Annotated in this window: 23 protein-coding genes; 10 read left to right on the top strand and 13 right to left on the bottom strand. The window is 71.9% G+C overall.

Translation table 11 applies throughout. The features are described from left to right. Positions 1 to 112: 112 nt before the first annotated feature. Complete coding sequence (locus tag ACWEF6_RS21745; protein ID WP_449684621.1) at positions 113 to 763, bottom strand: helix-turn-helix transcriptional regulator; 651 nt, start codon at positions 761 to 763, stop codon at positions 113 to 115. A gap of 86 nt (positions 764 to 849) precedes the next feature. Between ACWEF6_RS21745 and folE the strand changes: the two genes are divergently transcribed. Then, positions 850 to 1470: a GTP cyclohydrolase I FolE gene (gene folE / locus ACWEF6_RS21740; protein WP_449684620.1), complete on the top strand. Its 621-nt coding sequence runs from the start codon at positions 850 to 852 to the stop codon at positions 1468 to 1470. 51 nt (positions 1471 to 1521) lie between these two features. Then, positions 1522 to 2076 (top strand): FAD-dependent oxidoreductase, encoded by a 555-nt coding sequence (locus ACWEF6_RS21735; RefSeq protein WP_449684626.1) that lies wholly within the window; start codon positions 1522 to 1524, stop codon positions 2074 to 2076. Here ACWEF6_RS21735 and ACWEF6_RS21730 read toward each other — a convergent pair. Continuing rightward, positions 2006 to 2680 carry a TetR/AcrR family transcriptional regulator gene (locus tag ACWEF6_RS21730; protein ID WP_449684619.1) on the bottom strand — a complete coding sequence of 225 codons (675 nt, stop codon included), beginning with the start codon at positions 2678 to 2680 and terminating at the stop codon, positions 2006 to 2008. The genes ACWEF6_RS21735 and ACWEF6_RS21730 overlap by 71 nt on opposite strands. Before the next feature lie 53 nt (positions 2681 to 2733). Here ACWEF6_RS21730 and ACWEF6_RS21725 point away from each other — a divergent pair, with 53 nt between their 5' ends. Beyond that, on the top strand, positions 2734 to 3192 hold the full coding sequence (locus tag ACWEF6_RS21725) for a DUF1772 domain-containing protein (RefSeq protein WP_449684618.1): 459 nt from the start codon (positions 2734 to 2736) through the stop codon (positions 3190 to 3192). Here ACWEF6_RS21725 and ACWEF6_RS21720 read toward each other — a convergent pair. From ACWEF6_RS21720 to ACWEF6_RS21705, 4 genes are all read right to left on the bottom strand, one after another. Further along, positions 3189 to 3680, bottom strand: a complete 492-nt coding sequence (locus ACWEF6_RS21720; RefSeq protein ID WP_449684617.1) for a hypothetical protein — start codon at positions 3678 to 3680, stop codon at positions 3189 to 3191. The two genes, ACWEF6_RS21725 and ACWEF6_RS21720, sit on opposite strands and share 4 nt — an antisense overlap. Before the next feature lie 53 nt (positions 3681 to 3733). Beyond that, entirely contained in the window at positions 3734 to 4393 is a 660-nt protein-coding gene (locus tag ACWEF6_RS21715) for a response regulator (RefSeq protein ID WP_410586486.1), read from the bottom strand. Beyond that, entirely contained in the window at positions 4390 to 5892 is a 1503-nt protein-coding gene (locus ACWEF6_RS21710; RefSeq protein WP_449684625.1) for a GAF domain-containing sensor histidine kinase, read from the bottom strand. The genes ACWEF6_RS21715 and ACWEF6_RS21710 overlap by 4 nt, the downstream gene beginning before the upstream one ends. Positions 5893 to 6058: 166 nt before the next feature. After that, positions 6059 to 6457 carry a pyridoxamine 5'-phosphate oxidase family protein gene (locus ACWEF6_RS21705; RefSeq protein WP_449684616.1) on the bottom strand — a complete coding sequence of 133 codons (399 nt, stop codon included), beginning with the start codon at positions 6455 to 6457 and terminating at the stop codon, positions 6059 to 6061. Between the two features lie 244 nt (positions 6458 to 6701). On the opposite strand from ACWEF6_RS21705, the gene ACWEF6_RS21700 reads away from it, so the two are divergent. From ACWEF6_RS21700 to ACWEF6_RS21685, 4 genes are all read left to right on the top strand, one after another. Continuing rightward, positions 6702 to 7316, top strand: coding sequence for a sigma-70 family RNA polymerase sigma factor (locus ACWEF6_RS21700; protein ID WP_449684615.1), 615 nt, complete (start codon positions 6702 to 6704; stop codon positions 7314 to 7316). 25 nt (positions 7317 to 7341) lie between these two features. Next, positions 7342 to 7647, top strand: a complete 306-nt coding sequence (locus tag ACWEF6_RS21695) for an AAA family ATPase (protein WP_449684614.1) — start codon at positions 7342 to 7344, stop codon at positions 7645 to 7647. 529 nt (positions 7648 to 8176) lie between these two features. Continuing rightward, on the top strand, positions 8177 to 9607 hold the full coding sequence (locus ACWEF6_RS21690; RefSeq protein WP_449684613.1) for a DUF1996 domain-containing protein: 1431 nt from the start codon (positions 8177 to 8179) through the stop codon (positions 9605 to 9607). 66 nt (positions 9608 to 9673) lie between these two features. Continuing rightward, positions 9674 to 10024 (top strand): MmcQ/YjbR family DNA-binding protein, encoded by a 351-nt coding sequence (locus ACWEF6_RS21685; protein WP_449684612.1) that lies wholly within the window; start codon positions 9674 to 9676, stop codon positions 10022 to 10024. A gap of 14 nt (positions 10025 to 10038) precedes the next feature. On the opposite strand, the gene ACWEF6_RS21680 is transcribed toward ACWEF6_RS21685, so the two are convergent. Together ACWEF6_RS21680 and ACWEF6_RS21675 are read right to left on the bottom strand one after the other, a co-directional pair. After that, a complete protein-coding gene (locus ACWEF6_RS21680) occupies positions 10039 to 11850 on the bottom strand; it encodes a S8 family serine peptidase (RefSeq protein WP_449684611.1) in 1812 nt (603 codons plus the stop codon). 61 nt (positions 11851 to 11911) lie between these two features. After that, positions 11912 to 12184 (bottom strand): hypothetical protein, encoded by a 273-nt coding sequence (locus tag ACWEF6_RS21675; RefSeq protein ID WP_449684610.1) that lies wholly within the window; start codon positions 12182 to 12184, stop codon positions 11912 to 11914. A gap of 240 nt (positions 12185 to 12424) precedes the next feature. On the opposite strand from ACWEF6_RS21675, the gene ACWEF6_RS21670 reads away from it, so the two are divergent. From ACWEF6_RS21670 to ACWEF6_RS21660, 3 genes are all read left to right on the top strand, one after another. Beyond that, complete coding sequence (locus ACWEF6_RS21670) at positions 12425 to 13474, top strand: DUF2235 domain-containing protein (RefSeq protein WP_449684609.1); 1050 nt, start codon at positions 12425 to 12427, stop codon at positions 13472 to 13474. 157 nt (positions 13475 to 13631) lie between these two features. Further along, a complete protein-coding gene (locus ACWEF6_RS21665) occupies positions 13632 to 15095 on the top strand; it encodes a PKD domain-containing protein (RefSeq protein WP_449684608.1) in 1464 nt (487 codons plus the stop codon). 16 nt (positions 15096 to 15111) lie between these two features. Continuing rightward, complete coding sequence (locus ACWEF6_RS21660; RefSeq protein WP_449684607.1) at positions 15112 to 16563, top strand: hypothetical protein; 1452 nt, start codon at positions 15112 to 15114, stop codon at positions 16561 to 16563. Positions 16564 to 16636: 73 nt separating this feature from the next. On the opposite strand, the gene ACWEF6_RS21655 is transcribed toward ACWEF6_RS21660, so the two are convergent. The 5 genes from ACWEF6_RS21655 to ACWEF6_RS21635 all read right to left on the bottom strand — a co-directional run bounded on the left by ACWEF6_RS21655 (position 16637) and on the right by ACWEF6_RS21635 (position 22085). Then, positions 16637 to 17395 (bottom strand): hypothetical protein, encoded by a 759-nt coding sequence (locus ACWEF6_RS21655; RefSeq protein WP_310976269.1) that lies wholly within the window; start codon positions 17393 to 17395, stop codon positions 16637 to 16639. Positions 17396 to 17530: 135 nt separating this feature from the next. Next, entirely contained in the window at positions 17531 to 18970 is a 1440-nt protein-coding gene (locus tag ACWEF6_RS21650; protein WP_449684606.1) for a glycoside hydrolase family 3 protein, read from the bottom strand. 3 nt (positions 18971 to 18973) lie between these two features. Continuing rightward, positions 18974 to 19804 (bottom strand): carbohydrate ABC transporter permease, encoded by an 831-nt coding sequence (locus tag ACWEF6_RS21645; RefSeq protein ID WP_176169899.1) that lies wholly within the window; start codon positions 19802 to 19804, stop codon positions 18974 to 18976. After that, the gene (locus tag ACWEF6_RS21640) at positions 19801 to 20787 is read right to left on the bottom strand and encodes a carbohydrate ABC transporter permease (protein ID WP_449684605.1); all 987 of its coding nucleotides are present in this window, start codon (positions 20785 to 20787) and stop codon (positions 19801 to 19803) included. The genes ACWEF6_RS21645 and ACWEF6_RS21640 overlap by 4 nt, the downstream gene beginning before the upstream one ends. After that, positions 20784 to 22085, bottom strand: coding sequence for a sugar ABC transporter substrate-binding protein (locus tag ACWEF6_RS21635; RefSeq protein ID WP_449684604.1), 1302 nt, complete (start codon positions 22083 to 22085; stop codon positions 20784 to 20786). Before ACWEF6_RS21635 ends, ACWEF6_RS21640 begins: the two co-directional genes overlap by 4 nt. Positions 22086 to 22290 lie beyond the last annotated feature (205 nt).

Raw genomic sequence — 22290 nt, 5'->3', positions numbered from 1 at the left:
CACCCCCCGGCGGCCCGCCCGCGCCCCCCCCGCCCCCCCCAATTCCGCCCCCGCGCCGGCGGTTGTCTTGGTTTCTCAACCCCCCCCCCCCCCCCACCTCGGCGCGCTCGGCTCAATCCGCCGCCAGGCGGACGCAGCAGCACCCCGGCCGCGGGTCCAGCCGGGCCCGCAGGCCCTGCTCCCCCACTCCCGCCAGCATTCCTTCGACCAGCCCGAGATTCATCTCGCACACCAGCCGCGTGTGGGCCTCGGCCAGCCGGTGGAACGGGCAGTTCGCCAGCAGCACCTCGCCGTCCTCGGTGCGCGGCTCGAAGCCGTTCTCCTCCAGCGTGCGCACGATGTCGCGCGCCCCCGCGGCCAGCTCCTCCCCCTGCGCGCGGGCGCGTCTCGCCAGAATCTCGCGTGGTGAAGCCCCGGTCTCGTCGGCTTCTTCCACCGCCGCCGCCAGCAGGCGGCCCGCCAGCTCGTACCGGCGCTCGGGCAGCGAAATGCTCACCTGCCGGTCGGACCGCCGGTACAGCTTCGCCGGGCGGCCCGCCCCCGGCCCGCTCCGGCCCGTCCGGCGCTCGTGGCCCACCACCAGGAGCTGCTCCTCCACCAGGCGGTCGAGGTGGAACGCCACCGTCGCGCGGGGCACGCCGAGGGCCTCGGCCACGTCGTCGCGGCTCACCGGCTCCGGGCGGCGGACCACGTACTCGTACAACCGGCGCCGGGTCGGCTCGTCGAGCGCTGCGACCGCGGCCACAGCCTGGGTTTCGTGCATCACCGCATTCTAAAACAAATGACTGTTGACGAAAAGCCCTCGGAGCTTCTAACGTCGGTCCGTCTTGATTTTAGAAGGAGGCACCCGTGACCGTCGAACCCGTCCGCGCACCGACCCCGTTGCGGCACCTCGGGGTCGTCCACGACCGCGACGCCGTCGACCTGCACGCGGCCGAGCGCGCGGTCGCCGACCTGCTGCGGGCCCTCGGCAAGGACCCGTCGTCGGAGCACCTCGGCGACACGCCCCGGCGGGTGGCCAACGCCTACGCGGAAATGCTGCAGCCGCGCGATTTCCAGCTGACGACCTTCCCCAACGACGAGGGCTACGACGAGCTCGTGCTGGCGAAGAGCATCCCGGTGCAGTCGCTGTGCGAGCACCACCTGCTGCCCTTCCGCGGGGTCGCGCACGTCGGCTACCTGCCCGGCGAGCGGATCCTCGGGCTGTCCAAGCTCGCCCGCGTCGTCGAGATGTTCGCGCGCGACCTGCAGGTGCAGGAGCGGCTGACCAAGCAGGTCGCGGACTGGCTCCAGGAGCACCTGGCCCCCAAGGGCGTCGGTGTCGTGATCGAGGCCGAGCACCTGTGCATGTCGCTGCGCGGGGTGCGGGCGAACGGCGCACTGACCGTGACGTCGTCGCTGCACGGTCTGCTGCGCGAAGAACCCAAGACGCGACAGGAGTTCTTCGCCCTCACCGGCGTGCTCGCCTGATGGACACCTACGTCATCGTCGGCGCCGGGCTCACCGGCGCGAAGGCCGCGGATACCGGTACGCCGAGCGCGACATCGAGGTGCTGACCGGGCGGCGCACGAGCTGGAACTGGCCGGCGGCGAACGCCTCGGGTACTCGACGACCGCGGCCGCGCGCCACTACGGCAGCCCGGTCACGATCGTCGAGCCCGGACCGGCCCCGCTGCACGCCACGTTCGGGCGGGAGCTGGGCGGGTACTTCGCCGACCGGCACCGCCGCCACGGCGTCGAGCTGCGGTTCGGCACCGGCGTGACGGGCTTCGCGGGCGAATCCGCGGTCTCGGCGGTGCTGACCGGCGGCGGCGCTGGCGATGCTCGGCCGCGCAGTGGTCCACGACGACCTGCCGTACTTCTTCTCCGACCAGTACGACGCCGGGATGGAGTTCACCGGCTGGTTCCCGCCCGGCGGCTACGACCGCGTCGTCACCCGCGGCGACGCCGAGGCGTTCCACAGTGGACGGACCGCCGACCGGACCGGCTGGCCGACCCGGATCGGACTAGGAGTTCCCGGCGAGCCCCGCCAGGCCGGTGTCGAGCAGCCGCGCCGCGCTGTGCACGTCTTCGGTGACGGCCCGGCGGACCTGGTCCGGAGTGCGCTCGCCGTCGAGATTGCGGTGCAGCGCCGCGGACTGGACACTCCACAGCCCGAGCAGGGCGGTCGCCGAGATCCGGCACAGCGGGTCGTCGGCGGCGCGGCCGGTCCGGGCGGCCAGGGCCTCGGCGGCGACGGCCTCCAGCTGCTCGGTCGTGTCCCGGTGGTGCGCGCGCAGGGCGGGCGTGGACCGGACGAGTGCGGTGAACGCCCGGACCCGGGCGCTCGCCCCGGCCGGGTCCGGCTGGGTGTCCACCCAGGACAGCAGGGCGGCCAGTTCGCCGTCCAGGATGGCCAGCACCGCTTCGACCGGGGTGCGGCCAGGCTCGGCCAGCCCGGCGCGCAGCGCGGCCATCGTGGCTTCGGACCGGTCGAGGATCAGGGCTTCCTTGCTGGGGAAGTGGTTGAAGACGGTCTTCTCCGACACGTCGCAGGCCGCGGCGATCTCGGAGACGCGGACCGCGTCGAAGCCGCGCTCGAGGAACATCGCGGTGGCGGTGTCGGTCAGCTTCCGGCGCAGCTGCCGCTTCTTGCGCTCCCGCAGTCCTTCCGTGCCGGAGGTCTCCCAGTCCACGCTCATGCGCCCACCCTAGGCCGTTGCACCGATGAGTTCAGTGACTGTAATCTTTTAGTGTGAGTACCTTAGTGCAGTACGCGGCGCTGTTCGTCATCGGTGTCCTGGCGGGTGAAGAGCTGATCGTCCGGTACGGCCTCCACCCGGCACTGTCCCGGTTGGACGATCACGCGCACCTGCTGGCCCGCCAGGCCTTGGTACGCCGCCTGCGGGTGGTCGTGCCGATCGTGATGCTCCCGGCGGCCGCGCTCGCCGTGGCCGCGTTGGTGGTGGTCCCCGGCCCCGGCCTGGGGTTGCGCTGGGCGACGCTGATCGCGATGGCGGCGTTCGTGCTGCTGTCGTTCCTCGGCACGGTGCCGCTCAACATCGAGGTCGACGGCTGGCGGCCGGACGCACCCCCGCCGGGCTGGCAGGTAGTGATCCGCCGCTGGGCGCGCATCGACATCTTCCGCTCCACGGCGGCGACCACCGCGTTCCTGTTCGCCGTGCTGGCGGTCGCCCAGGGCCAGGCGAGCTAGTCCTCCCGGCGGTGCCGGCCGCGGCGGACACCCGCCAGGGCGCGGACGCGGGTCGCCAGGTCGCCGCGGCGCTCGCGGCGGGCGTACTCCAGCAACGCCTCCGCCTGGTCGCGCGGCAGCCAGCCGCGGTCCGCGCCCGCCTCCAGGCGCAGCAGGTGGGTCACCAGCTCGCGGGACTCCTCGTCGTGTTCCCCGGCCAGCTCCGCGAAGCGGACGGCCGCCTCGACCTCGCCGTCGCACCAGGCCGTCATCGCCAGGAGCGTGGCCGTGGCCGTCATGATGTCGCCGCGGTGGACACCGCCCTCCGCCGCCAGGTGCTCGGCCAGCTGGAAGCTGCGCGTGCCGACGCCGCCGGCCCCTTCGCGGCGAACCGCGTCCGCGAGTGCCCTGATCTGCCGCGTGACATAGTCCCCGCCCGACAACCCCGCCATGTCGTCCCCTCTGTCGGCGCACGCCACTTCGTGCGTCACCCGACAGGTGTACTCCATCGGTGGCTGGATACGTCGGACGCCCCACCGGTTTCGTCCCATCGGCCGGGAATTCAGCCCGATCGTCCGGGTTCGGCCCGCCGCTGGGACATGTACACCGCCGCCGAGGTGCGCCGCTCGACGCCGAGCTTGTGCAGCACCGACGAGACGTAGTTCTTCACCGTCTTCTCGGCCAGGAACAGCCGCTCGGCGATCTGGCGGTTGGTCAGGCCCTCCGCGACCAGGTCCAGTACCCGCCGCTCCTGCGGGCTGAGCTGCTCGTACCGCGGGTCGGGGGCCGCGACGTCCTCGCCGCGCAGCTTGTTCATCACCGACGCGGTCAGCGTGGCGTCCAGCAGCGAGCCGCCCGCGGCGACCGTGCGGACGGCCTCGACCAGCGACCGCCCGGACACCTGCTTGAGCATGTACCCCGCCGCGCCGGCCATGATCGCGCCGAACAGCGCCTCGTCGTCCGAATAGGACGTCAGCATCAGGCAGGCGGGCGGCGGGTCCACGGTGGACCGGATCTCCCGGCACACCGCCACGCCCTCCCCGTCGGGCAGCCGGACGTCGAGGACGGCCACGTCCGGGCGGGCCTGCGGAATCCGCACCAGCGCTTCGGCTGCCGTTCCCGCCTCCCCGACCACCTCGATGTCGGCTTCGGGCTCGAAGACGGTCTTCAGCCCGGTCCGGACCAGCTCGTGGTCGTCCAGCAGGAACACCGCGATCGTCATCGTCCACTCCCCTGCTCGCCGGTCATCGCCGGCAGCTCCGCCGTCCATTCCAGCCGCGACCCGCCGTCCTCACCCGCCGCCAGCACGCAGTGGCCGCTCCAGCGGGCCGCCCGCGAGGCGAGGTTGGCCAGGCCGCTGATCCGGCCCGCCTCCGCCGGCGGGCCGGCCCCGTCGTCGCGCACCACCAGCGTCAGCCGCCGGCCGAGCCGGTCCACCGTGACCTCGACCGACGACGACTTCGCGCCGGCGTGGCGGGCGACGTTCGTCAGCGCTTCCCGCAGCGACGCGATCAGGTCGGAACGGACCGCGTCCGGCACCGCGGCGTCCAGCGGCCCGTCGAACCCGACGCGCGGCTCGAAGCCCAGCGCGTCCCGTGCGTCCACGGCCACCCGCAGCAGTTCCGAGCGGAGGCTGCCCTGCGCCTGCGCGGGCGCCTGGAGCGAGAAGATGCTGTTGCGGATCTCCCGGATCGTGCCGTCGAGGTCCTGGGCGAACCCGGCCACGCGCGCGGCGACCCCGGTGTCGGCGATCAGCCTGCTGACCCCCTCCAGCCCGAGCCCGGTCGCGAACAGCCGCTGGATGACCAGGTCGTGCAGGTCGCGGGCGATCCGGTCGCGGTCGGCGAACACCGCCAGCTGCTGGCGCGCCTCCTGCGCCCGCGAGAACTCGACGGCGAGCGCGGCGTGCCCGGCGAAGGTCTCGGCCAGCTGGACGTCGGACTCGGTGAACGGCGAGCGGTCGCGGAACTTCGCGACCACCAGCACCCCGAGCGTCTCCTCGCCGACGATCAGCGGCACCGAGATCGCCGAATCGAGGTCTTTGATCATCGCGGGAATCGGCCCGTCGTGGTCCCGCTGCTGCTCCTGCACGCGCTCGCCGTAGTCCCGCACCACGACCGGGCGCCGGGTGGCGAACGCCATGCCGGTGGCGGTGCCTTCGACGGGCACGGTCATCCCCATCAGCCGATCGGCGTCCTCCCCCGGCGGCTCGACGACGTCGAACACGAGCCGGCCGGGGCCGTCGGGCCGGGCGATCGCCCCCGCGGTCCCGCCGGCGACGACGCGCGCGCGTTCGGCGACCAGCCGCAGCGTGGCCCGCAGGTCCTGGGCCGAGAGCAGCGCGCGGGTGACGTCGTAGGACGCCTCCAGCCAGCGTTCGCGGCGACGCATCCGGTCGACGAGCAGGGCCTTCTCGACGGCCATCCCGGTGGCCGCGGTGAGCGCGCCGAGCACCTCGCGTTCGCGACGGCCGAACTCGCGCCCCTCACCGGGCTCGACGGCGAGGGTTCCGAAGGTCTCGGTGCCCGCGCGGACCGGCAGCTCGACCGCACCGGGGCCGAGCGCGCCGCGGCCGTAGCCGGCGGACCCGTTTTCGGCCAGGTCCAGCCGCCCGCGCCGGGCGCCGAGCAGCTCGCACGTCGCCGTCACCGCGCGGGTCAGCAGCCCGGGCAGCTCCAGCTCGCGGGCGATACCGCCCACGGCGGCCAGGATCGCCGGCATGCTGAATTCGTCCGCCACGTCCCGTCGACCCCGCTGGTTCCGCCCGAGTCCCGGGCCTGCCCCGGGCCGTCAAGGGTCCCACAGGCCACTGCCCGTGCCGGCCCAATCCGGTTCGTCCATCCGGTGGGTCGATGACGGACGCTGCTCCGTTACGGCGATCGGGGAATCACTCCGCGTGGCACGCGAGGCGGTGACCGCTGATGGTCTCCGCCGGGACGCGCAGGAACCGGTGGCCGGTGCGAGCGGGCGCCGGGCACGGGCAGGTCAGGTCGACGGCGACGGACTCGGTGGCGCGGCCGAGCAGGCTGACGTACCAGCCGGCACCCAGGTCGGCGGCGAACTCGTCGACCTCGAAGGCGACGACGGCGTCCCGCGCGCCGGCGTACAGCGGGCTGCCGGGCGGGACGGCGAACACCACGGCGTCGTCGACGACCGTGAAACGCACCGGACGCACCGCCGGCATCGCCCGGTGGGTGTAGATCACCCGGCCGAGGCTCGCCGTCCGCAGCAAGGCGAGGCACTGCTGCCGGTCCAGCAGCAGCCCGAAGCCCACTTCGTCCACCATCGCGTCCCTGTGTTTCTCCTGTGAAAATCCCCGGCCACCAGCGTGATCGGTTCACCCGGTCCGCCGATAGGGCCGTTCGGCCCGGCCACCCGCGACGGCGGCGGGCAGGCACATCGAGCCGGTCCGGACCAGGGCCGGAAGACCCGGTTCGGGACGGCCGCCCGGCCGGTGTGGCGGCCACGCGGAGTGACTTAGCGTCGTGACCGTCCGTTGCCGATTCAACCGAAAGAGGGGGCGAGGGCCGATGCCGCCGCACTCCGCCGAGGGTGGTTCCCCGCCCACGGCGACGTCCGTCCTCGATCCGGTGCTCGTCCGGGCCGCGATCCAGGGCAACCGCGCCGCGGTGGCCGGGCTGCTGCGGGCGCTGCGGCCGATCGTCTTCCGCTACTGCCTGGGACGGCTGCGCACCTGGCAGGACGGTTCGTCGGACGCCGAAGACTGCGCCCAGGACGTGCTGCTGGCGATCGTGCGCGCCCTGCCGGAGTACCGCCACGAGCCCGACGGCTTCGTGCCGTTCGTCTTCGGCATCGCCGCGCACAAGGTGTCCGACTTCCACCGCCGCCGGGCGCGCGACCGCACCAGCCCGGTCGCCGAGCTGCCGGCCGGCCGTTCGGACGGCGCGGACCCGACGGGCGAGGAGGTCGAGCGCTCCGCGGCGCTCGACTGGTCGTCCGGGCTGCTCGACACGCTCCCGCCGCGCCAGCGCGAGATCCTGGTGCTGCGGATCATCCTCGGCATGACGGCGGAGGAAACGGCGGCCGCGGTCGGCCTCGGCAGCGCCGGCGCGGTCCGCGTCGCCCAGCACCGCGCCCTCGCGACCCTGCGGCGCAGCCTGCTCGCGCACCGGGAAGCGTCCTGATCCGGGCACCTGCGATCATCTTCCGGTGTCCCGCCTGCTGATCGTGCTCGGCGGCCTGCCCGCGACCGGGAAGACGACCGTCGCCGGGGAACTGGCGCGCCGCACCGGCTTCGCCTTCCTGCGGGTCGACACGATCGAGCAGGCGATCCTGCGCAGCACCCCGCTGGAGCCGCCGCTGGGGGCGGTGGGATACGTGGTCGCCCGGGAGGTCGCCGGCGACCTGCTCCGCACGGGCGTCAGCGTGATCGCCGAGTGCGTTAACCCGCTCGCTGTCACCCGCGACGCCTGGCGGGCCACGGGACTCGCCGCCGGGCACCGCCCGCCCACCTGAGCGGAGATCGTGGCCTGCGAATACGAGCCGTGGCGCCGCGAGCGGCTGGTCGTCGCTGCCGTGAATCGGCCGCCAAAAGCGCCATTCCCGCATTTCGCGGCAATTCCCGACGGCGCCCGCACTGCGGGCATTCGACCGGTCTCACCGAGGGATACGGATGCCGGTTCACTTCGGTTCAAACTTTTTTCCACGGACCTGTCACAGGTAGCGAATCCGCAGGTCAACAGCCTCTTTCGCTACGCAGACGCGATCCGGGCCTGACGGTTCGTAACTGTCGAAAAGAACTTCTTGCCCGGTGTCAAGCGCCCGTGTAGCGTCCATAACGGAACGATAACCAGCCGGTTGACGGCGCGGCCACGGGCAGGTGGGCGCGCACCCACTGATGTCGGGTCAGTGGACCAGCCGGGTTGCGTTCCGGCCGACCCATCCCGCACCCACCCGCAAGAACCCCGCCTGTCCGGGTCGAGCCTGGGCTCGTACCCGTTCAGTGTCGCGCGTTCCCGCCAGCCCGACACCGGAGGATTTACCCATGTCCCGCACCCAAGGACGGCATCGCCTTTCCCGCCGGACGAAGATCGCGACCGGCGGTCTCGCCCTCGCGATCGCCGTCGGCGGCATCGTCGTCGCGACGACCACCGGCAACACCGGTGAAGCCAGCGCCGACGAAGCGAACCCCGCCTTCTTCGTCGACATCCTGAAGGTGAAGCCGAACCAGTTCGACCCGCGCCCGGTCACCGGCGCGTCGACCGGAACGTTCACCGTCGACTGCGGCCGCAACGAAAACCAGCACTTCAACCCGGACAACTTCATCGCCCAGCCCGGTGTCCGCAACGGCGCCCAGCACCTGCACGACTACGTCGGCAACCTGTCGACGAACGCCGACTCGAACAACAAGAGCCTGGTCAAGGCCGGCACCACCTGCAAGAACGGCGACAAGTCCGCCTACTTCTGGCCCGTGGTCCGGATCGACACCGGCGAAGAGGAGAAGAACGAGCCGGCCAAGAAGCCCGACGGCGACCGGGCGCAGGCCGACCGCGAGGCGAAGACCGTCCAGGTCGCGTGCCCGGACGTCGCCAGCAAGCTGGCCGACATCCCCGACCAGGCGATGGCCGAAGTGGACAGCAACCTCGACCAGCTCGACAACCAGGCCGACGAGGCCAACCAGCGCATCGCCGCGACGCAGGGCCAGGGCGGCCCGGACTTCGTGCGCAACGCCATCCTGAACCCGCTCAAGGACCGCCGCGCCGCGATCATCGACCGGATCGCCATCGCGATCGGGCGGTTCACGCAGAAGCCGGGCGACCTCGGCGGTCTCGCGCCGTGCACGACGAAGCCGGGCAAGGACACCGGAACCCCGACGCCGCCTCCGAGCACCACGGCCGGCGGCGCGCTGCCCGGGCAGGACGAGAACAACGAGCTGCCCGGCAACGACGGCAAGATCCTTCGCCCGCAGAAGGTGCAGCTCACCTTCCGCGGCAGCCCGGTCGGGAAGGTCGTGGCGATGCCGCGCTTCCTTCGCGTGCTCTACGGCGACGCGAAGGTTTCGACCAACGGGCCCGCCAACGCCAAGGCGAGCTGGACCTGCACCGGCTTCGAGAACCGGCTGGTCGACAAGTACCCGATCTGCCCGCAGGGCAGCAAGGTCAAGCGCATCCACACCTTCCCGAGCTGCTGGGACGGCAAGAACACCGACAGCGCCAACCACCGCACGCACATCGTGTTCCCGGACCAGTTCGGCCGGTGCGGCAAGGGGTTCAAGGCGGTGCCGCAGCTGCAGATCTCGCTGACCTACGACATCCCGCGGGACATCCAGCTGAAGAAGCAGTACAAAGTGGACGCTTTCCCGCAGGAGAAGCACAACCCGCTGTCCGACCACGACGACTTCGCCAACGTGATGTCGCAGCGGATCATGAACGGCCTGGTGAACTGCGTGAACCGCGGCCGCACCTGCCGGGCGTGACCCGGAACCGGCGGCGCACCCGGGGATGGTGCGCCGCCGGTCCGCGTTCCGCGGGAGAATGGCGGCATGGTCACCGGTGACGACGTCCGCGCGTTCGCGTCCACCCTCCCGCGTGCCTACGAGGCGGTGGTGCGCGACCGGATCAAGTTCCGGGTCGGGCAGATCGTCTTCGTGGCCCTCTCCGCCGACGAGACCCTGATGGGTTTCGCCTTTCCCCGCGAGCAGCGGGACGCCCTGATCGCCGGGGAGCCCGGCAAGTTCCTGCTGCCGGAGCCGTCGGACCTGCGCTTCCGCTGGGTGCGGTGCCGCCTGGCGGCGATCGACCCCGGCGAGATGCGGGAGCTGGTCGTGGAGGCGTGGCGGATGTGCGTGCCGAAGAAGGTGTGGACCGCGTACCTGGAGACCCACCCGTTCTGACGGGCGCCCCGGCGTCACCCGGACAGGATCGTCGCCGCGTCGAGTTTGCCCCAGCCGTAGCGGGGGTTCCAGACCGGGCCGGTGGCCGCGTCCCGCCGGGCCGTGGTGCGGAGGCGTTGCTGGACGTCCTCCGGCGTCAGCGTCGGCTCCTGGGCCAGCATCAGCGCCACCAGACCCGCCACGAACGGCGTCGCCATGCTCGTCCCCTGGATGGTCAGGTAACAGCCGCTCGGGTGCAGGCGGGCCGCGAGGCGGGGATCCGCCGCGAACTCCGAACCCTTGCTCAGGGCCGCCGTCACCACCTGGCCCGGGGCCGCGATGTCCGGCTTGAAGCCGCCGATGCGGGTCGGGCCCTGGCTGGAGTACGCCGACAGCGTGCCGACCTGCAACGCCGGCAGCGGCGACGGGCCGTTCGGGCCTTCGAAGCTGGTGCGGCTGATCAACGACGCCACCGAGATGGCGCGCTCTTCGCACGCCGGGATGCCCACCGTGTAGCCGTCGAGCGGCGCGCCCGGGAACAGCATCCGGCCACCCGCCACCGTGCCCGCCCACGCGTGCACTTCGCCGTGGACCACCGAGACCGGGCGGATGCGGACCGTCCAGCGGTCGTCGACGTGGCCGTCGATCATCAGGAACGTCAGGTTCTGGTCGCGGTTGAGCGGGTTCTCCACGAAGTCGGCCACGAACGTGCCGTGCGCGGTCGTGACCTCGTCCGGGTCCGGCGCGAACTGCGTCCCGTCCGGGGCCTCCACCCAGACGTCGACGACATCGCCGCGCGGGATCCACACGTCGCAGTAGAGCAACCCGGTGTCCGCCACGCGCACCGGGAACGCCAGGTCCTGGCCGGGCACCAGGCGGCCCGAGGCGTGGATGCCGTCGTCGCCTTCGTTGCCCGCCGCCACCACGATGATCCGGCCCGGCCCGGACGCCCGGGCGATCTCGTTCTCCAGCGCCGACGTGCCGTCGTGCGCGCCGAAGTGCGTCCCGCTGCTCAGGCTGAGCACGCAGGGGCGGTCGCCGGCGAGCTCGAACGCGTCCCGGATGCCCCGGATCGTGTGCACGTCCAGCAGCGGTTCACTGCGCATCGCGTACAACGCCGCTTCGGGCGCCACCCCGCGGAACCGCCGGCCGGCCAGCGCCAGGCCGTTGCCGGCCGCGATCGACGCGCAGTGGGTGCCGTGCCCGCCGGGGTCGCCCTGCGGCAGCGCCGGGCCGCCGTCGAGGGCGTCCTGGATCTGCGCGGTGTCGAAGGTGGTGAACTCCGACGCCGTCGCGCCCTGCTGGTGGCGGGCCCAGACGAACCGCTCGAGCCGGGTCGAGCCGTCGCCGCGCCGGAAGTCCGCGTGCGTGTAGTCGACGCCGCTGTCGACGATCGCCAGCAGCACGCCGGCGCCGGTCAGGCCGGCGTGCTCCGGGAGGCCGAGCGTGCTGTCGAGGCCGGTGACCGCGCCACGGGCCTGGTCGAGCCGGGCGAACAGCTCCTTGGGGGCTTCGGCCCGGCGGAGCCAGGTCTGGCGGTCCAGTTCGGACAGCCGGTCGACCGGGACGTCGGCGAGCAGCACCGTGTCACCGCTCGCGTCCGGCGGGGCCGACACCACGGACCCGCCGGCCTGCTCGCACCACGCCGCGGCGGCCGGCACGGCACCGGCGGGCACCAGCAGCTTGACCGTCGTCTGCGCGGGGGCGGCCACCTCCCCGCTGGCGGCCAGCAGCCCGCCGACGTCCAGGGCGCGCGCCCCGACGCCTTCCTCCGGCCCGCCGGCCCGGGCCGCGGCCATCGCCCCGCGCAGCCGCGCGTCCAAGTGGGTGTCACGCCGAGCTTCCATGGGAGCACCTCGCCTCCGGCCGGCTCCGGAACCGTTCCGGACGCCTTGAGGTGCGCGCCGATCACCCGAGCTGCCGGAGACCCCGCGGCGGCTCGACGGCGAGGACCCAGGGCTCCTGCCCGATCCGGCGCAGGACTCCGGGGGTGACCTCGCCGGTCACCGAGCCCGGGCCGCGGTCGGCGACCTCCGTGCCGAGCTCGGCCAGCCGCTCCGCCGCCGGCCCCGGATCGGTGCCGGCCCGCAGCCGGACGACGACCGTCCGCCGGGCCTCCCGCTCCGCGCGGCGGGCCCACCGGTCCAGCTCCGGTGCCACGGTTCCGCGCCTGGGCTCCATTTCGCCGAGCCTACGCGGGGTCCCGTCGTCCGGCGCACAACTCACCCCTTGAGTCGGTGGTCCCGCCTACCGCGTAACGCGGATTCACCCTCACGCGCACCCCTTTTCCGGGCCGCGGGAAATCACCGGACGCGCACCGATCCGGAAATCGGGAAACGGCCGCCGGATCGGGTATTCCGGTGGCCGTAACGCGGCACCGGGTACCGGCGACTCACGAGGGCACGGACCCGGGGAGGAAGCATGGCGAAACGTCTGGTGATCTGCTGCGACGGGACGTGGAACTCCCTCCGCCAGCCCGCTCCGACCAATGTGGGCCAGCTCCAGAAGGTGGTCGCGCCCACCGATCCGGCCGGTGTGCCGCAGCGGGTGTACTACCACGAAGGCGTCGGCACCGGAAAGCTGTGGGACCGCCTCACCGGGGGCGCTTTCGGCGTCGGCCTCTCGAAGAACGTGAAGAACGCCTACCGCTTCGTCGCCGAAAACTACGAACCCGGTGACGAACTGTTCTTCTTCGGCTTCAGCCGCGGCGCCTACACCGCGCGCAGCACCATCGGTTTCATCCGCAACTGCGGCGTCCTGCGCCCCGGCGAACTCGGCCGGCTCGAGGAGGCCTACGGGCTCTACCGCGCCCGCGACCGGGCCAGCTCCGGCCCGGACAGCCCGCGGGCCCGCGAGTTCCGCGCGAAGTACGCCCGCGAAGACCGCACCCCCATCCGGTTCGTCGGCGTCTGGGACACCGTCGGCGCGCTGGGCATCCCCCTCAGCGGCGGCCGGCTGATCCACCTGCTGAACAAGCGCTGGCAGTTCCACGACATGGAGCTGACGTCGATCGTGCAGGCGGCGTTCCAGGCACTGGCGGTGGACGAGCACCGCAAGTCGTTCAGCCCGGCCGTGTGGGCACCGTCCAAAGCGGCCGACGGCCGGCGCCGCGAGCAGGTCTGGTTCGCCGGCGCCCATTCCGACGTCGGCGGCGGCTACCAGCAGCCCGCCCTGTCGAACCTCGCCCTTCGGTGGATGGCCGACCGCGCCGAACAGTGCGGCCTCGCCTTCACGGAGAACGCCTTCGACTACCTGGCCGCACGGGACGAACTCGGCGAACTGCACAATTCGCTCAACGCGTTCTTCCGGTGGTTCGGCTCGGCGAACCGCGTCATCGGCCGGGCGGACCCGGCGACCGAGTTCGCGGGCTCGTGCGCGCTGCACCGCAGCGAACAGATGCAGCCGCCGTACCGGCCCGGGAACCTGCTGGCGTACCTGGCGGACCCGGCGCACCGGATCATGAAGGTGTGACACCGGCCGCCGCTACGTCATTCGGGGCAACTTGCGCGGAGGCTGTCACGCGGATCGGGTGATCGCCGATACGCCTCGCGGGGATCTTCGTCATGGGGGCGAAGAACCCGCGAGGGGGGCGGATTCCGTGTTGTTCCCGTTACGTTCTCGTGGCCGGATGGCCGTGGTCTCCGTGGTGGCCGCGGCACTGGCCACTGTGGTCCCGGGGGTCGCCCACGCGGCGGCACCACCGGCCAACGACGACTTCGACAACGCCACTGTCGTCACGTCCTTGCCGTTCACGGCGCAGGAGGACAGCGGCGCAGCCACCAAGGCCGCCGACGACCCCGGCTGGTGCAGCGGTTACGCCGCGGCCGGCACGGTCTGGTTCAGCTACACCGCGACGCAGGACGGCCTGCTGCGCGCCACGACCGCGGGCAGCGACCACCGGACGCTCCTGTCCGCGAACACGGGAGCACGCGGCGGCTTGCTGAACGTCGCCGACGCCTGTGACTTCGGCACCGGGCCGGCCATCACCTTCCGCGCGACGGCCGGGACGACGTACTCCTTCCTGGTCGCCGGCATCGACACCCCCGGTGGCGCCCTCGAGTTCGCCGTCGACTCGGTCGCCCCGGCGCCCAACGACGCTTACGCGAACGCCGAGCCGGTGACCGCCCTGCCGTTCGCGAGCCAGCCGGACCTCTCGGTCGCCGCGGCCGAGGCCGGCGAGCCCGACTCGACCTGTGTGGACGACGAAGACCAGCCGTCGGTTTGGTACACCTACCCCGCCGCCGGCCCCGCGCAGTCCCTTTCCGCGCGGGTCGAAGGCACCGATGCCACCGTCACCGTCTACTCCGGAAGCTCACCGGCGGCCCTGACCCAGGTCGCGTGCGCGCGGAACAACTCCTCGCGCCCGGCGATGTTCCGCCCGAACCCCGGCACGGTCTACGCCATCCGCGTCACCGGGGCCCACCACGGCTACGGCACCTTCCGGTTCACGCTCCAGGAGACGCCTCCGCTGAACCCGGACGTGGACGTGTACCCGTCGTCCCCCACGGTGTTCGACAACGTCGGCTTCTCCGCTTCGTCGTGGGAGCAGATCGACCTGCCGCTGGGCGGGACGTGGGACTTCGGCGACGGCACGTCGGCCCCCGTGGGCACCGACACCGTCCACCACCGCTACGCCGCCGACGGTGTCTACACCGCCACGCTCCACGCGACTTCGCCCGACGGGCGCACCGCGACGGTGACCAGGTCCATCACGGTGACTACCCACGACGTGGGAATCTCGAAGTTCACGGTTCCGGCGTCGGCCCGGCAGGGAGACAGCAAGCCGATCAACGTGGACGTGACGAACACCCGGTACGCCGAGACGGTGACCGTCGTGCTGTCCAAGCGGTCCACGGACTACTGGGCCGAGGTCGGCCGGCTGACCCTGCAGGTGCCCGCGCGGGCCACCGGCAAGGTGCGGTTCCCGTTCGCCTACACCTTCACCCCGGACGACGCGGCGTCCGGGAAGGTCGCCTTCCGCGCGGAGGTCCAGCTGGCGTACCCGGCGGCCGATGCCCTTCCGGCCGACAACGAGGCGATCTCCATCGCCACGACCGTCAAGCCGCCCGCCACGCGCATCGCCGCCGTCTGACTTCCAGGGGGAACACATGAGATTCCGACCGCTGCTCGCCTGCCTCGCGGCCGCCACGGCCACGCTGCTGCTGCCCGGGGTCGCCCACGCGGCCGCCCCGTCCAACGACGACTTCGGCTCCGCCACCGCCGTCACCGCTCTGCCCTTCAAGGCGTCCCAGGACGTCCGGGAGGCGACGAAGGCGGCCGACGACCCGGCACCGTGCAACACCTACACGACGTGGACCGTCTGGTACGACTACACCGCGACCGCGGACGAACTCGTCCGGGTGACGCCGGCCGGCACCGGGGAAAGGCCGTTCGTCGCGGTCTACACCGGTGAGCGCGGGACGCTGACCCCGGTCGCCTGCCGTGCCTGGGGCACTCCCGGATACGCGACCTTCCGCGCCACCGCCGGGACGACCTACCACGTGATGTTCGCCCAGCAGTACAACCAAGGCGACCTGACCGCCGAGTTCACCGCGGTGCCACCGGCACCGAACGACGGCCTTGCCGCGGCCACGCCCGTTTCCGTGCCCGGCGACTACGCCGGTGATCTCACCGTCGCCTCGGCCGAGGCCGGGGAAGCGCGGCCGAGCTGCGACCCGGGCGCGGAGCAGTCCGTCTGGTTCGCGTTCACGCCGGACCGGACCCGGTCGGTGAGCGCGCTGGCGATGTACGACTGGGGCCCCGGCATCACGGTGTACCGGGGCACGACGGCGAACTCGCTGTCCGAAGTGGACTGCGTGACCTCCGGCGACCGCCGGGCTGCCGTGTTCACCGCGGAAGCCGGGCAGTCCTACCGGATCCGCGTCGCCGACGACGCCGAGTCCGCGTCGGTGTTCCAGCTCCGGCTCGAGACGGCGCCGCCGCTGCGGCCGTGGGTGTCGGCGTCCCCCAACAACCCGTCCGTCTACACCGATGTGACGCTGTACCCCTCTTCGGGTGACAGCCTGGGCCGGGACTTCGTCAGCGGCGAAGTGCGGTTCGGCGACGGCGGCTCGGCGCCCATCACCGGTGCGCCCATCGTGCACCGGTACGCCGCGGACGGCGAGTACCGCCTCGAGGTCACCGGATCGACCGCCGACGGCCGGACCGGATCCGGCTCCGGCACGGTGCAGGTCGAGACGCACGACGTGGCGCTTTCGGACTTCGTGGTGCCGGCCAAGGCACGGGTGGACGACACCAAGCCGATCAAGGTGTCGGTCACGAGCACCCGGCACGACGAGACGGTCGTGGTCTCCCTGTCGAAGCTGAACGAGCAGGGCTACTTCCAGGAGATCGGGCAGCTCAAGCAGTGGGTGCCGGCGGGCCGCAAGGTGGTCCTCCCGTTCGCCTACACCTACACCGCGGCCGACGCCGCGGCGGGCAAGGCGCAGTTCAAGGTCTACGCGAGCATCGACCCCTACCGCGAGGACGCGCGTCCGGCGGACAACGAACTGCAGGGCTCGACCGCGGTCCGGGTCAAGACCGCGATCGCGATGTCCTGACGTCCACAGTGGAGGGACACGATCGGGCCCCTGTCCGGGAGAGGTGGACAGGGGCCCGCGCGCGGTCAGGGGGTCAGTGGTTGACCTTGAACCACGGCTGCGACCAGCCGAGGTAGGTCTGGCCCCACTTGCTCTTGATCTGCGCGATCGTGGTCTCGGTGTAGCTGCCGTAGCCGTTGATGTCGTTCGACAGGAACTTGCCGTCGCCGATCGAGATCATCGTGTGGCCGGCGCCGCTGCTCTTGAAGAAGGCGAGACCGCCGGCCGGGACCTGGTAGTCACCCGGGTGCTTGAACGACGACGGGATCTGGGTCCAGTGGACGTAGGCCGTCTCCGAACCCGAGGCGGACCAGCCGTAGTTCTGGGCGTTGATCCGGTCGCACCAGCCCTCGTAGGAGTCGAGGTCGTTCGTGTGGATGCGGGTCTTGGCGTAGGCCACGGCCTGCGCGCAGGTCTTCGGGTTGCCGGTGCCCGCGGTGGAGCAGGTCAGGGTCGAGCCGGCGCAGTCCGGGGCGACCCGGCCGTCGGAGCCGGTGTAGACGTAGGCGTCGCTGACGTAGCCGTCGCCCACCTTGTCCCAGATGTCCGAGGTGCCGTACTTGCCGTCGACCGTGGATCCGTTGGTCTGGCAGCTGATGGTCACCGCGGTGCCGTCGGCGATGCTGCCGACCGAGCTCGCACTGGCGCTCGGGCTGGACCGCACGGTCAGCGGCGCGCCCGAATCGGTGTGCACCGTGCCCGATGCCGCGAACGCCGGGCCCGCCCCGGCGACCACGATCGCCGCGGCGATTCCGGCCACCCCGGCCAGCCGCTTCACGATCCCCATGTTCATTGTTCCGTCCTCCAGTTTTCCGGTGTGCGGACAGAATGCGTTCCACCGGTACAAGCCGCGTACAAACTGCGGCTGAACTTCTGGAGATGCGGCAAAGCGGACGAAACCCCGCTCGGGAGCGGGGTTTCGTCCGGTTCAGGCGAGATATTCGGCCGCGGCGCGGAGGCTGACCCAGGAACCGCTGAACGTGTCGATCCGCGGGCCGTCGCCGTCGGCGGGCCCGGGCACGCCGGTCTCCACCCGGATGAAGTCCACAGTGGACAAGGCGGCCAGCAGCTCCCGCACCCGCGGGTGCCGGTGCGCCTCCCGCGTCACCACGACGACGCTGCCGAAGCCGCGGGCCGCCGCCAGGACCGCGTCGGCGTCGTCCGGTGTCGCGGTCATCGCCCGGGTGCCCGGCACGAGCTCGGCCAGGTGGGCGCCGAGACCCCACGGCATCGGCCCGGCCGCGATGGTCGGCTCGGTCTGGACGTCGACCACCAGCGCCGGCCCCGCCAGCCGCGGCTCACCCCGGACCCGCAGCGCCTTGCGGGCCGCCTCCAGGCCGAGCCGCCGGTCCACCGGGCCCACCGACGCCGGCGCCGGGCCGGTGCCCAGCGCCGCCGTCCGGGCCGCCGCCTCCGCCAGCCGCTCCAGGGGCAGCTCCCCCGCCGCGACCGCGGCCACGATCGCCGAGACGCAGGCGTCCAGGTGTTCGGCTTCGAACGCCGCGCCGCCGAGGCACAGCGCGTCCGCCCCCGCCGCCAGGGCCCGCACGGCCGACCGGCCGAGACCGTCGTGACGCCCGTACGCGCCGGACACCGCCCCCATCTCCAGGGCGTCGGTGATCACCGCACCGGTGAAGCCGAGTTCGCCGCGCAGGACGTCGGTGAGCGCGGTGCGGTTGAGCGTGGCCGGCTCGTCGCCCCAGGCACGGACGACCAGGTGGCCGGACATCACCGAGCGCACCCCGGCCCGGATCGCCGCGGCGAACGGGACCAGCTCGATCTCCCGCAGTTCCTCGACGGTCCGCGGCAGCACCGGCAGCGCCACGTGCGAATCCTCGGTCGCCGCGCCGTGGCCCGGGAAGTGCTTCGCGCACGCCGCGACGCCGTACTTCTGCAGGCCGGTGACGTACGCCGCGACGTGCGGTGATGCCTTCACCGGGTCGGAGCCGAACGCCCGGACGCCGATGATCGGGTCCTCGGCGGCCAGGGTGAGGTCCGCGCAGGGCGCGAGGTTCACCGTGACGCCGCAGGCCGCCAGCCGTTCGCCGAGCGCGGCGGCAACCGCCGTGGTCAGCTCCGGGTCGTCGGCCGCGCCGAGGGCCAGCGGCCCCGGCACGAACGACCCGGTGTTCACGTCGAGGCGGGTGACGTCGCCGCCCTCCTCGTCGATCCCGACGACGACACCGTCCCGCTCGCTGCGCAATTGCGCGGTGAGGGCGGCGACCTGCTCGTCGTCGACGACGTTGCGGCCGAACAGCACCACCCCGCCCAGGCCGTCGGCGACCCGGCGGCGCAGCCAGTCCGGGGCGGTCGTCCCGGCGAACCCGGGCAGGAGGACGGCTTCGGCGAGCTTCTCGGGCGAAGACAACGGCTACCCCTTCACCGCGCCGGCGGTCGCGCCGGACACGAGCTTGCGTTGCACGAGCAGGAAGAAGATCAGCGCCGGGATCGCGTAGATGACCGACGCGGCCATGACGCCACCCCAGTCGGTGGCGAACGCGGTGCGGAACGACGCCAGCCACACCGGCAGCGTCTCCTTCGGCTTGTCCTGGATGAACACCAGCGCGAACAGGTACTCGTTCCACGCGGTGATGAAGCTGAACACCGAGGTGGTGACCAGCCCCGGCCCGAGCAGCGGCAGCGTCACCCGGCGGAACGCGCCGGTCTGGCTGCAGCCGTCGATCATCGCGGCCTCCTCCAGCTCGTACGGGATCCCGTTGACGAAGCCGTAGAGCATCCAGACCGTGAACGGCAGCGTGGTGGCGAAGTAGATCAGCAGCAGCGACGGCAGCGTGTTGAGCAGCCCGGCGTCCCGCATCAGCAGGAACAGCGGGATGAACAGGGCCGACACCGGCGCCAGCTGCGCCACCATGACCAGCACCAGGAAGCCCCGGCGGCCGGTGAACCGCAGCCGCGACAGCGGGATCGCCGCCAGGGTGCCGGCCACCAGCGCGCACAGCACCGAGCCCACCGTGACGATCAGGCTGTTCATCAGGTAGGTCGGGAAGTTGTCCTTGCCCAGCGCGGTGGCGAAGTTGCCGAACGAGAACGACGTCGGGATCAGGTCGTACTTCGGCGAGAGGATCTGGCCGGGCGATCTCAGCGACGTGACGAACATCCAGTACGTCGGGAAGACGATGGCCAGCGCCACCAGGACGCCGACGACCGACAGCGCGATCCGCTGCGGCAGCGATTTCCTCACTTGAGATCACCTTCCGGGGTCCGGACGAGCAGCTGGATGTACCGGCCGGTGATGAGCGCCAGCACGATCAGCATCAGCGTCGCGATCGCGCCCGCCGCGCCGAAGTGGTTGCCCGCGATGCCCTTGAGGTACAGGACGACGGCCAGGGTGGTGCTCCCGCCGTCGGGCCCGCCCTCGCGGATCGCCCAGATCTGGGCGAAGGCGTTGAAGTCCCACAGGACCGACAGGAACGTCACCATGGTGGTGATCGGCCGGATGGCGGGCCAGGTGACCGCGCGGAAGGTCTGCCACGCGCTGGCGCCGTCGATGCCGGCGGCCTCGTACTGCTCGCGCGGGACACCGATGATGCCCGCGTACAGCGAGAACGTCACGAACGGCACGGCCTGCCACACGATCAGCAGCCCGATCACGGTCAGCGTGCTGGGCCCGCTGGAGAACCACGAGAACCCGATGAAGCCGTGGAAGCCCAGCCGGTCCAGCGTCTTGTTGAGGATGCCGTACTGCTGGTCGAAGATCCACTGGAACACCGTGGTCGTGGCGATCACCGGGGTGGCCCAGGCGAGCACCAGCGTCACCTGCACCATGATCCGCACGACCGGGCCGAGGTGGCGCATCAGCACCGCGAGCAGGAGACCGCCGAGGATGGTGGCGGCCACGATGGCGGCGGTGAACACCAGGGTCCGGACGGTGATCGTCCAGAACTCCGGGTCGGAGAGCGTGTTCGTGTAGTTGTCGAACCCGATCCAGATCATCTTGCCGGAGACGAGCTGGCCGATGTCGAGCTTGCGGAAGCTGATCGCGAGCACCTGGACCAGCGGCCAGGCGAGCAGCACCAGGATGGCCGCCAGCGCCGGGAGCAGCAGCAGGTACGGGAGCAGCCGGTCGCCGAACCGGCCCCGCCTGCGCTTGGTGACCCGGGTGTCGCGCGGCGATGCCGGCGGGGTGGCCCCCGCCGGCATCGTCACATTCGCGGTCGCGGTCATCCGCCGATGAGCTTGTTGAGCGCTGCGTTGGCGTCGGCGGTCGCCTGGTCGAGCGTCTTCTTGCCGGTCAGGTACGCGGTCAGCATGTCCTTGACCGGGTTCTGGCCGGACTCCACGTCACCCCACTTCGGGCTGGCCGGCACGGCCTTGCCGTTGGCCGAAGCCTTGGCCATCACGCTGCCCAGCGGGTCCTTGTCCAGGCCGGTGAGGTCGGTCGACGTGCCGGGCACGACGCCGGCGGCGGCGAGCTGGCTCTGGTACTTCGGGCTGGAGAGCAGCTTGATGTACTCCTTGGCCGCGGCCGCGTTCTTGCTGTTGGCCGGGATCGCCAGGTTGGAGCCGCCCAGGAAGACCGGGGCGGCCTGGCCCGCGGTCTTGCTCGGGATCGCGAAGGCGCCGGTCTTGCCGGTCAGGCTCGCGTCGGTCTTGGCCGCGGTCGCCAGCTCCCACGGGAGGCCGATCATCATGGCCACCTTGCCGGCGCCGTAGACGGTCGCTTGCTGCGGCTTGGCCTCGTCGGCGTCCTTCGGCGCCTTGGTGCCGGAGGTGTCGACGAGCTTCTTGTAGAACTCCAGGCCGGCCTTGGCCTCGGGGGTGTCCAGGCTCGCCTTGTAGTTCTTGCCGTCGGCCTTGGCGATGTCCCCGCCGTTGTCCCAGATGAACGACAGCAGCGCGTACCAGTTCTGGCCCGGCATGTAGAGCGCCTGGAAGTCGGGGTCGGAGCCGAACTTGGTCTTCAGCTTGCCGATCGCGTCGATCCACTCGTCGTTCGACGTCGGCGTCTTGGTGATGCCGGCCTGCTCGAACATGTCCTTGCGGTAGATGACCTCACGGTTGGCCGCGTAGAACGGCACGCCGTAGACCTTGCCGTCGTAGCTGCCCGAGTCGGCGAGACCCTTGAGCCACTGCGCCCCGTTGAAGCTGTCCTTGTCGGCGGTCAGGTCGGTCAGGACGCCTTCCTGCGCGGCGAACGCCGCGGTCTGCGTGTTGCCGATCTCGATGACGTCCGGCGGCGCGCCGCTGGCCAGCGCGGTGGTCAGCTTCTGCTGGATGCCGTCCCACTGCTGGACCTCGTACTTGACCTTGACGCCGGGGTGCGCGGCCTCGAACTCCTTGTTGAGCGCGCCGGTCAGCGTCTCCGGCGCGGAGCCGGTCATCAGCCAGACCGTGACGGTCCCGCTCAGCGGTGCATTGCCGCTCGACGAGGCCGCGGTGTCCGAGCCACCGGAGCCCGCGCAGCCCGCGGTCGCGAGCGTGAGTGCGGCGGCGCCCGCCGCCAGCTTGAGCCAGCGTTTCACTCGATGCCGTCCTTTCCATGCCCGGCCACCGCGGCCGGACGCCCCAAATGGTGTAGACCAATGTTGGGGTTAGAGTGGTACGTACCACAGGCCCTGTCAAGGCGGTTGCCGGAACGTTGTAAACGCATGCGGGGAGTAGCCGGGCGGTCACCGGCCACCGGCGGCGGGCGCCAGAAGTCGTCCGGATAGGAAGGCGTCCCGGCCG

This window comes from Amycolatopsis sp. NPDC004772, from assembly GCF_053601215.1.
The sequence above is the reverse complement of the archived record's forward strand: the minus strand, read 5'-3'. Positions and strand labels throughout refer to the sequence as shown.

What these genes read in the sequence shown, in the direction of transcription:
- ACWEF6_RS21745 (WP_449684621.1), bottom strand. Translation starts at nt 763, where the DNA reads ATGCACGAAACCCAGGCTGTGGCCGCGGTCGCAGCGCTCGACGAGCCG.
- ACWEF6_RS21730 (WP_449684619.1), bottom strand. Translation starts at nt 2,680, where the DNA reads ATGAGCGTGGACTGGGAGACCTCCGGCACGGAAGGACTGCGGGAGCGC.
- ACWEF6_RS21720 (WP_449684617.1), bottom strand. Translation starts at nt 3,680, where the DNA reads ATGGAGTACACCTGTCGGGTGACGCACGAAGTGGCGTGCGCCGACAGA.
- ACWEF6_RS21715 (WP_410586486.1), bottom strand. Translation starts at nt 4,393, where the DNA reads ATGACGATCGCGGTGTTCCTGCTGGACGACCACGAGCTGGTCCGGACC.
- ACWEF6_RS21710 (WP_449684625.1), bottom strand. Translation starts at nt 5,892, where the DNA reads ATGCCGGCGATCCTGGCCGCCGTGGGCGGTATCGCCCGCGAGCTGGAG.
- ACWEF6_RS21705 (WP_449684616.1), bottom strand. Translation starts at nt 6,457, where the DNA reads ATGGTGGACGAAGTGGGCTTCGGGCTGCTGCTGGACCGGCAGCAGTGC.
- ACWEF6_RS21700 (WP_449684615.1), top strand. Translation starts at nt 6,702, where the DNA reads ATGCCGCCGCACTCCGCCGAGGGTGGTTCCCCGCCCACGGCGACGTCC.
- ACWEF6_RS21690 (WP_449684613.1), top strand. Translation starts at nt 8,177, where the DNA reads ATGTCCCGCACCCAAGGACGGCATCGCCTTTCCCGCCGGACGAAGATC.
- ACWEF6_RS21685 (WP_449684612.1), top strand. Translation starts at nt 9,674, where the DNA reads ATGGTCACCGGTGACGACGTCCGCGCGTTCGCGTCCACCCTCCCGCGT.
- ACWEF6_RS21680 (WP_449684611.1), bottom strand. Translation starts at nt 11,850, where the DNA reads ATGGAAGCTCGGCGTGACACCCACTTGGACGCGCGGCTGCGCGGGGCG.
- ACWEF6_RS21675 (WP_449684610.1), bottom strand. Translation starts at nt 12,184, where the DNA reads ATGGAGCCCAGGCGCGGAACCGTGGCACCGGAGCTGGACCGGTGGGCC.
- ACWEF6_RS21670 (WP_449684609.1), top strand. Translation starts at nt 12,425, where the DNA reads ATGGCGAAACGTCTGGTGATCTGCTGCGACGGGACGTGGAACTCCCTC.
- ACWEF6_RS21665 (WP_449684608.1), top strand. Translation starts at nt 13,632, where the DNA reads ATGGCCGTGGTCTCCGTGGTGGCCGCGGCACTGGCCACTGTGGTCCCG.
- ACWEF6_RS21660 (WP_449684607.1), top strand. Translation starts at nt 15,112, where the DNA reads ATGAGATTCCGACCGCTGCTCGCCTGCCTCGCGGCCGCCACGGCCACG.
- ACWEF6_RS21655 (WP_310976269.1), bottom strand. Translation starts at nt 17,395, where the DNA reads ATGAACATGGGGATCGTGAAGCGGCTGGCCGGGGTGGCCGGAATCGCC.
- ACWEF6_RS21640 (WP_449684605.1), bottom strand. Translation starts at nt 20,787, where the DNA reads ATGACCGCGACCGCGAATGTGACGATGCCGGCGGGGGCCACCCCGCCG.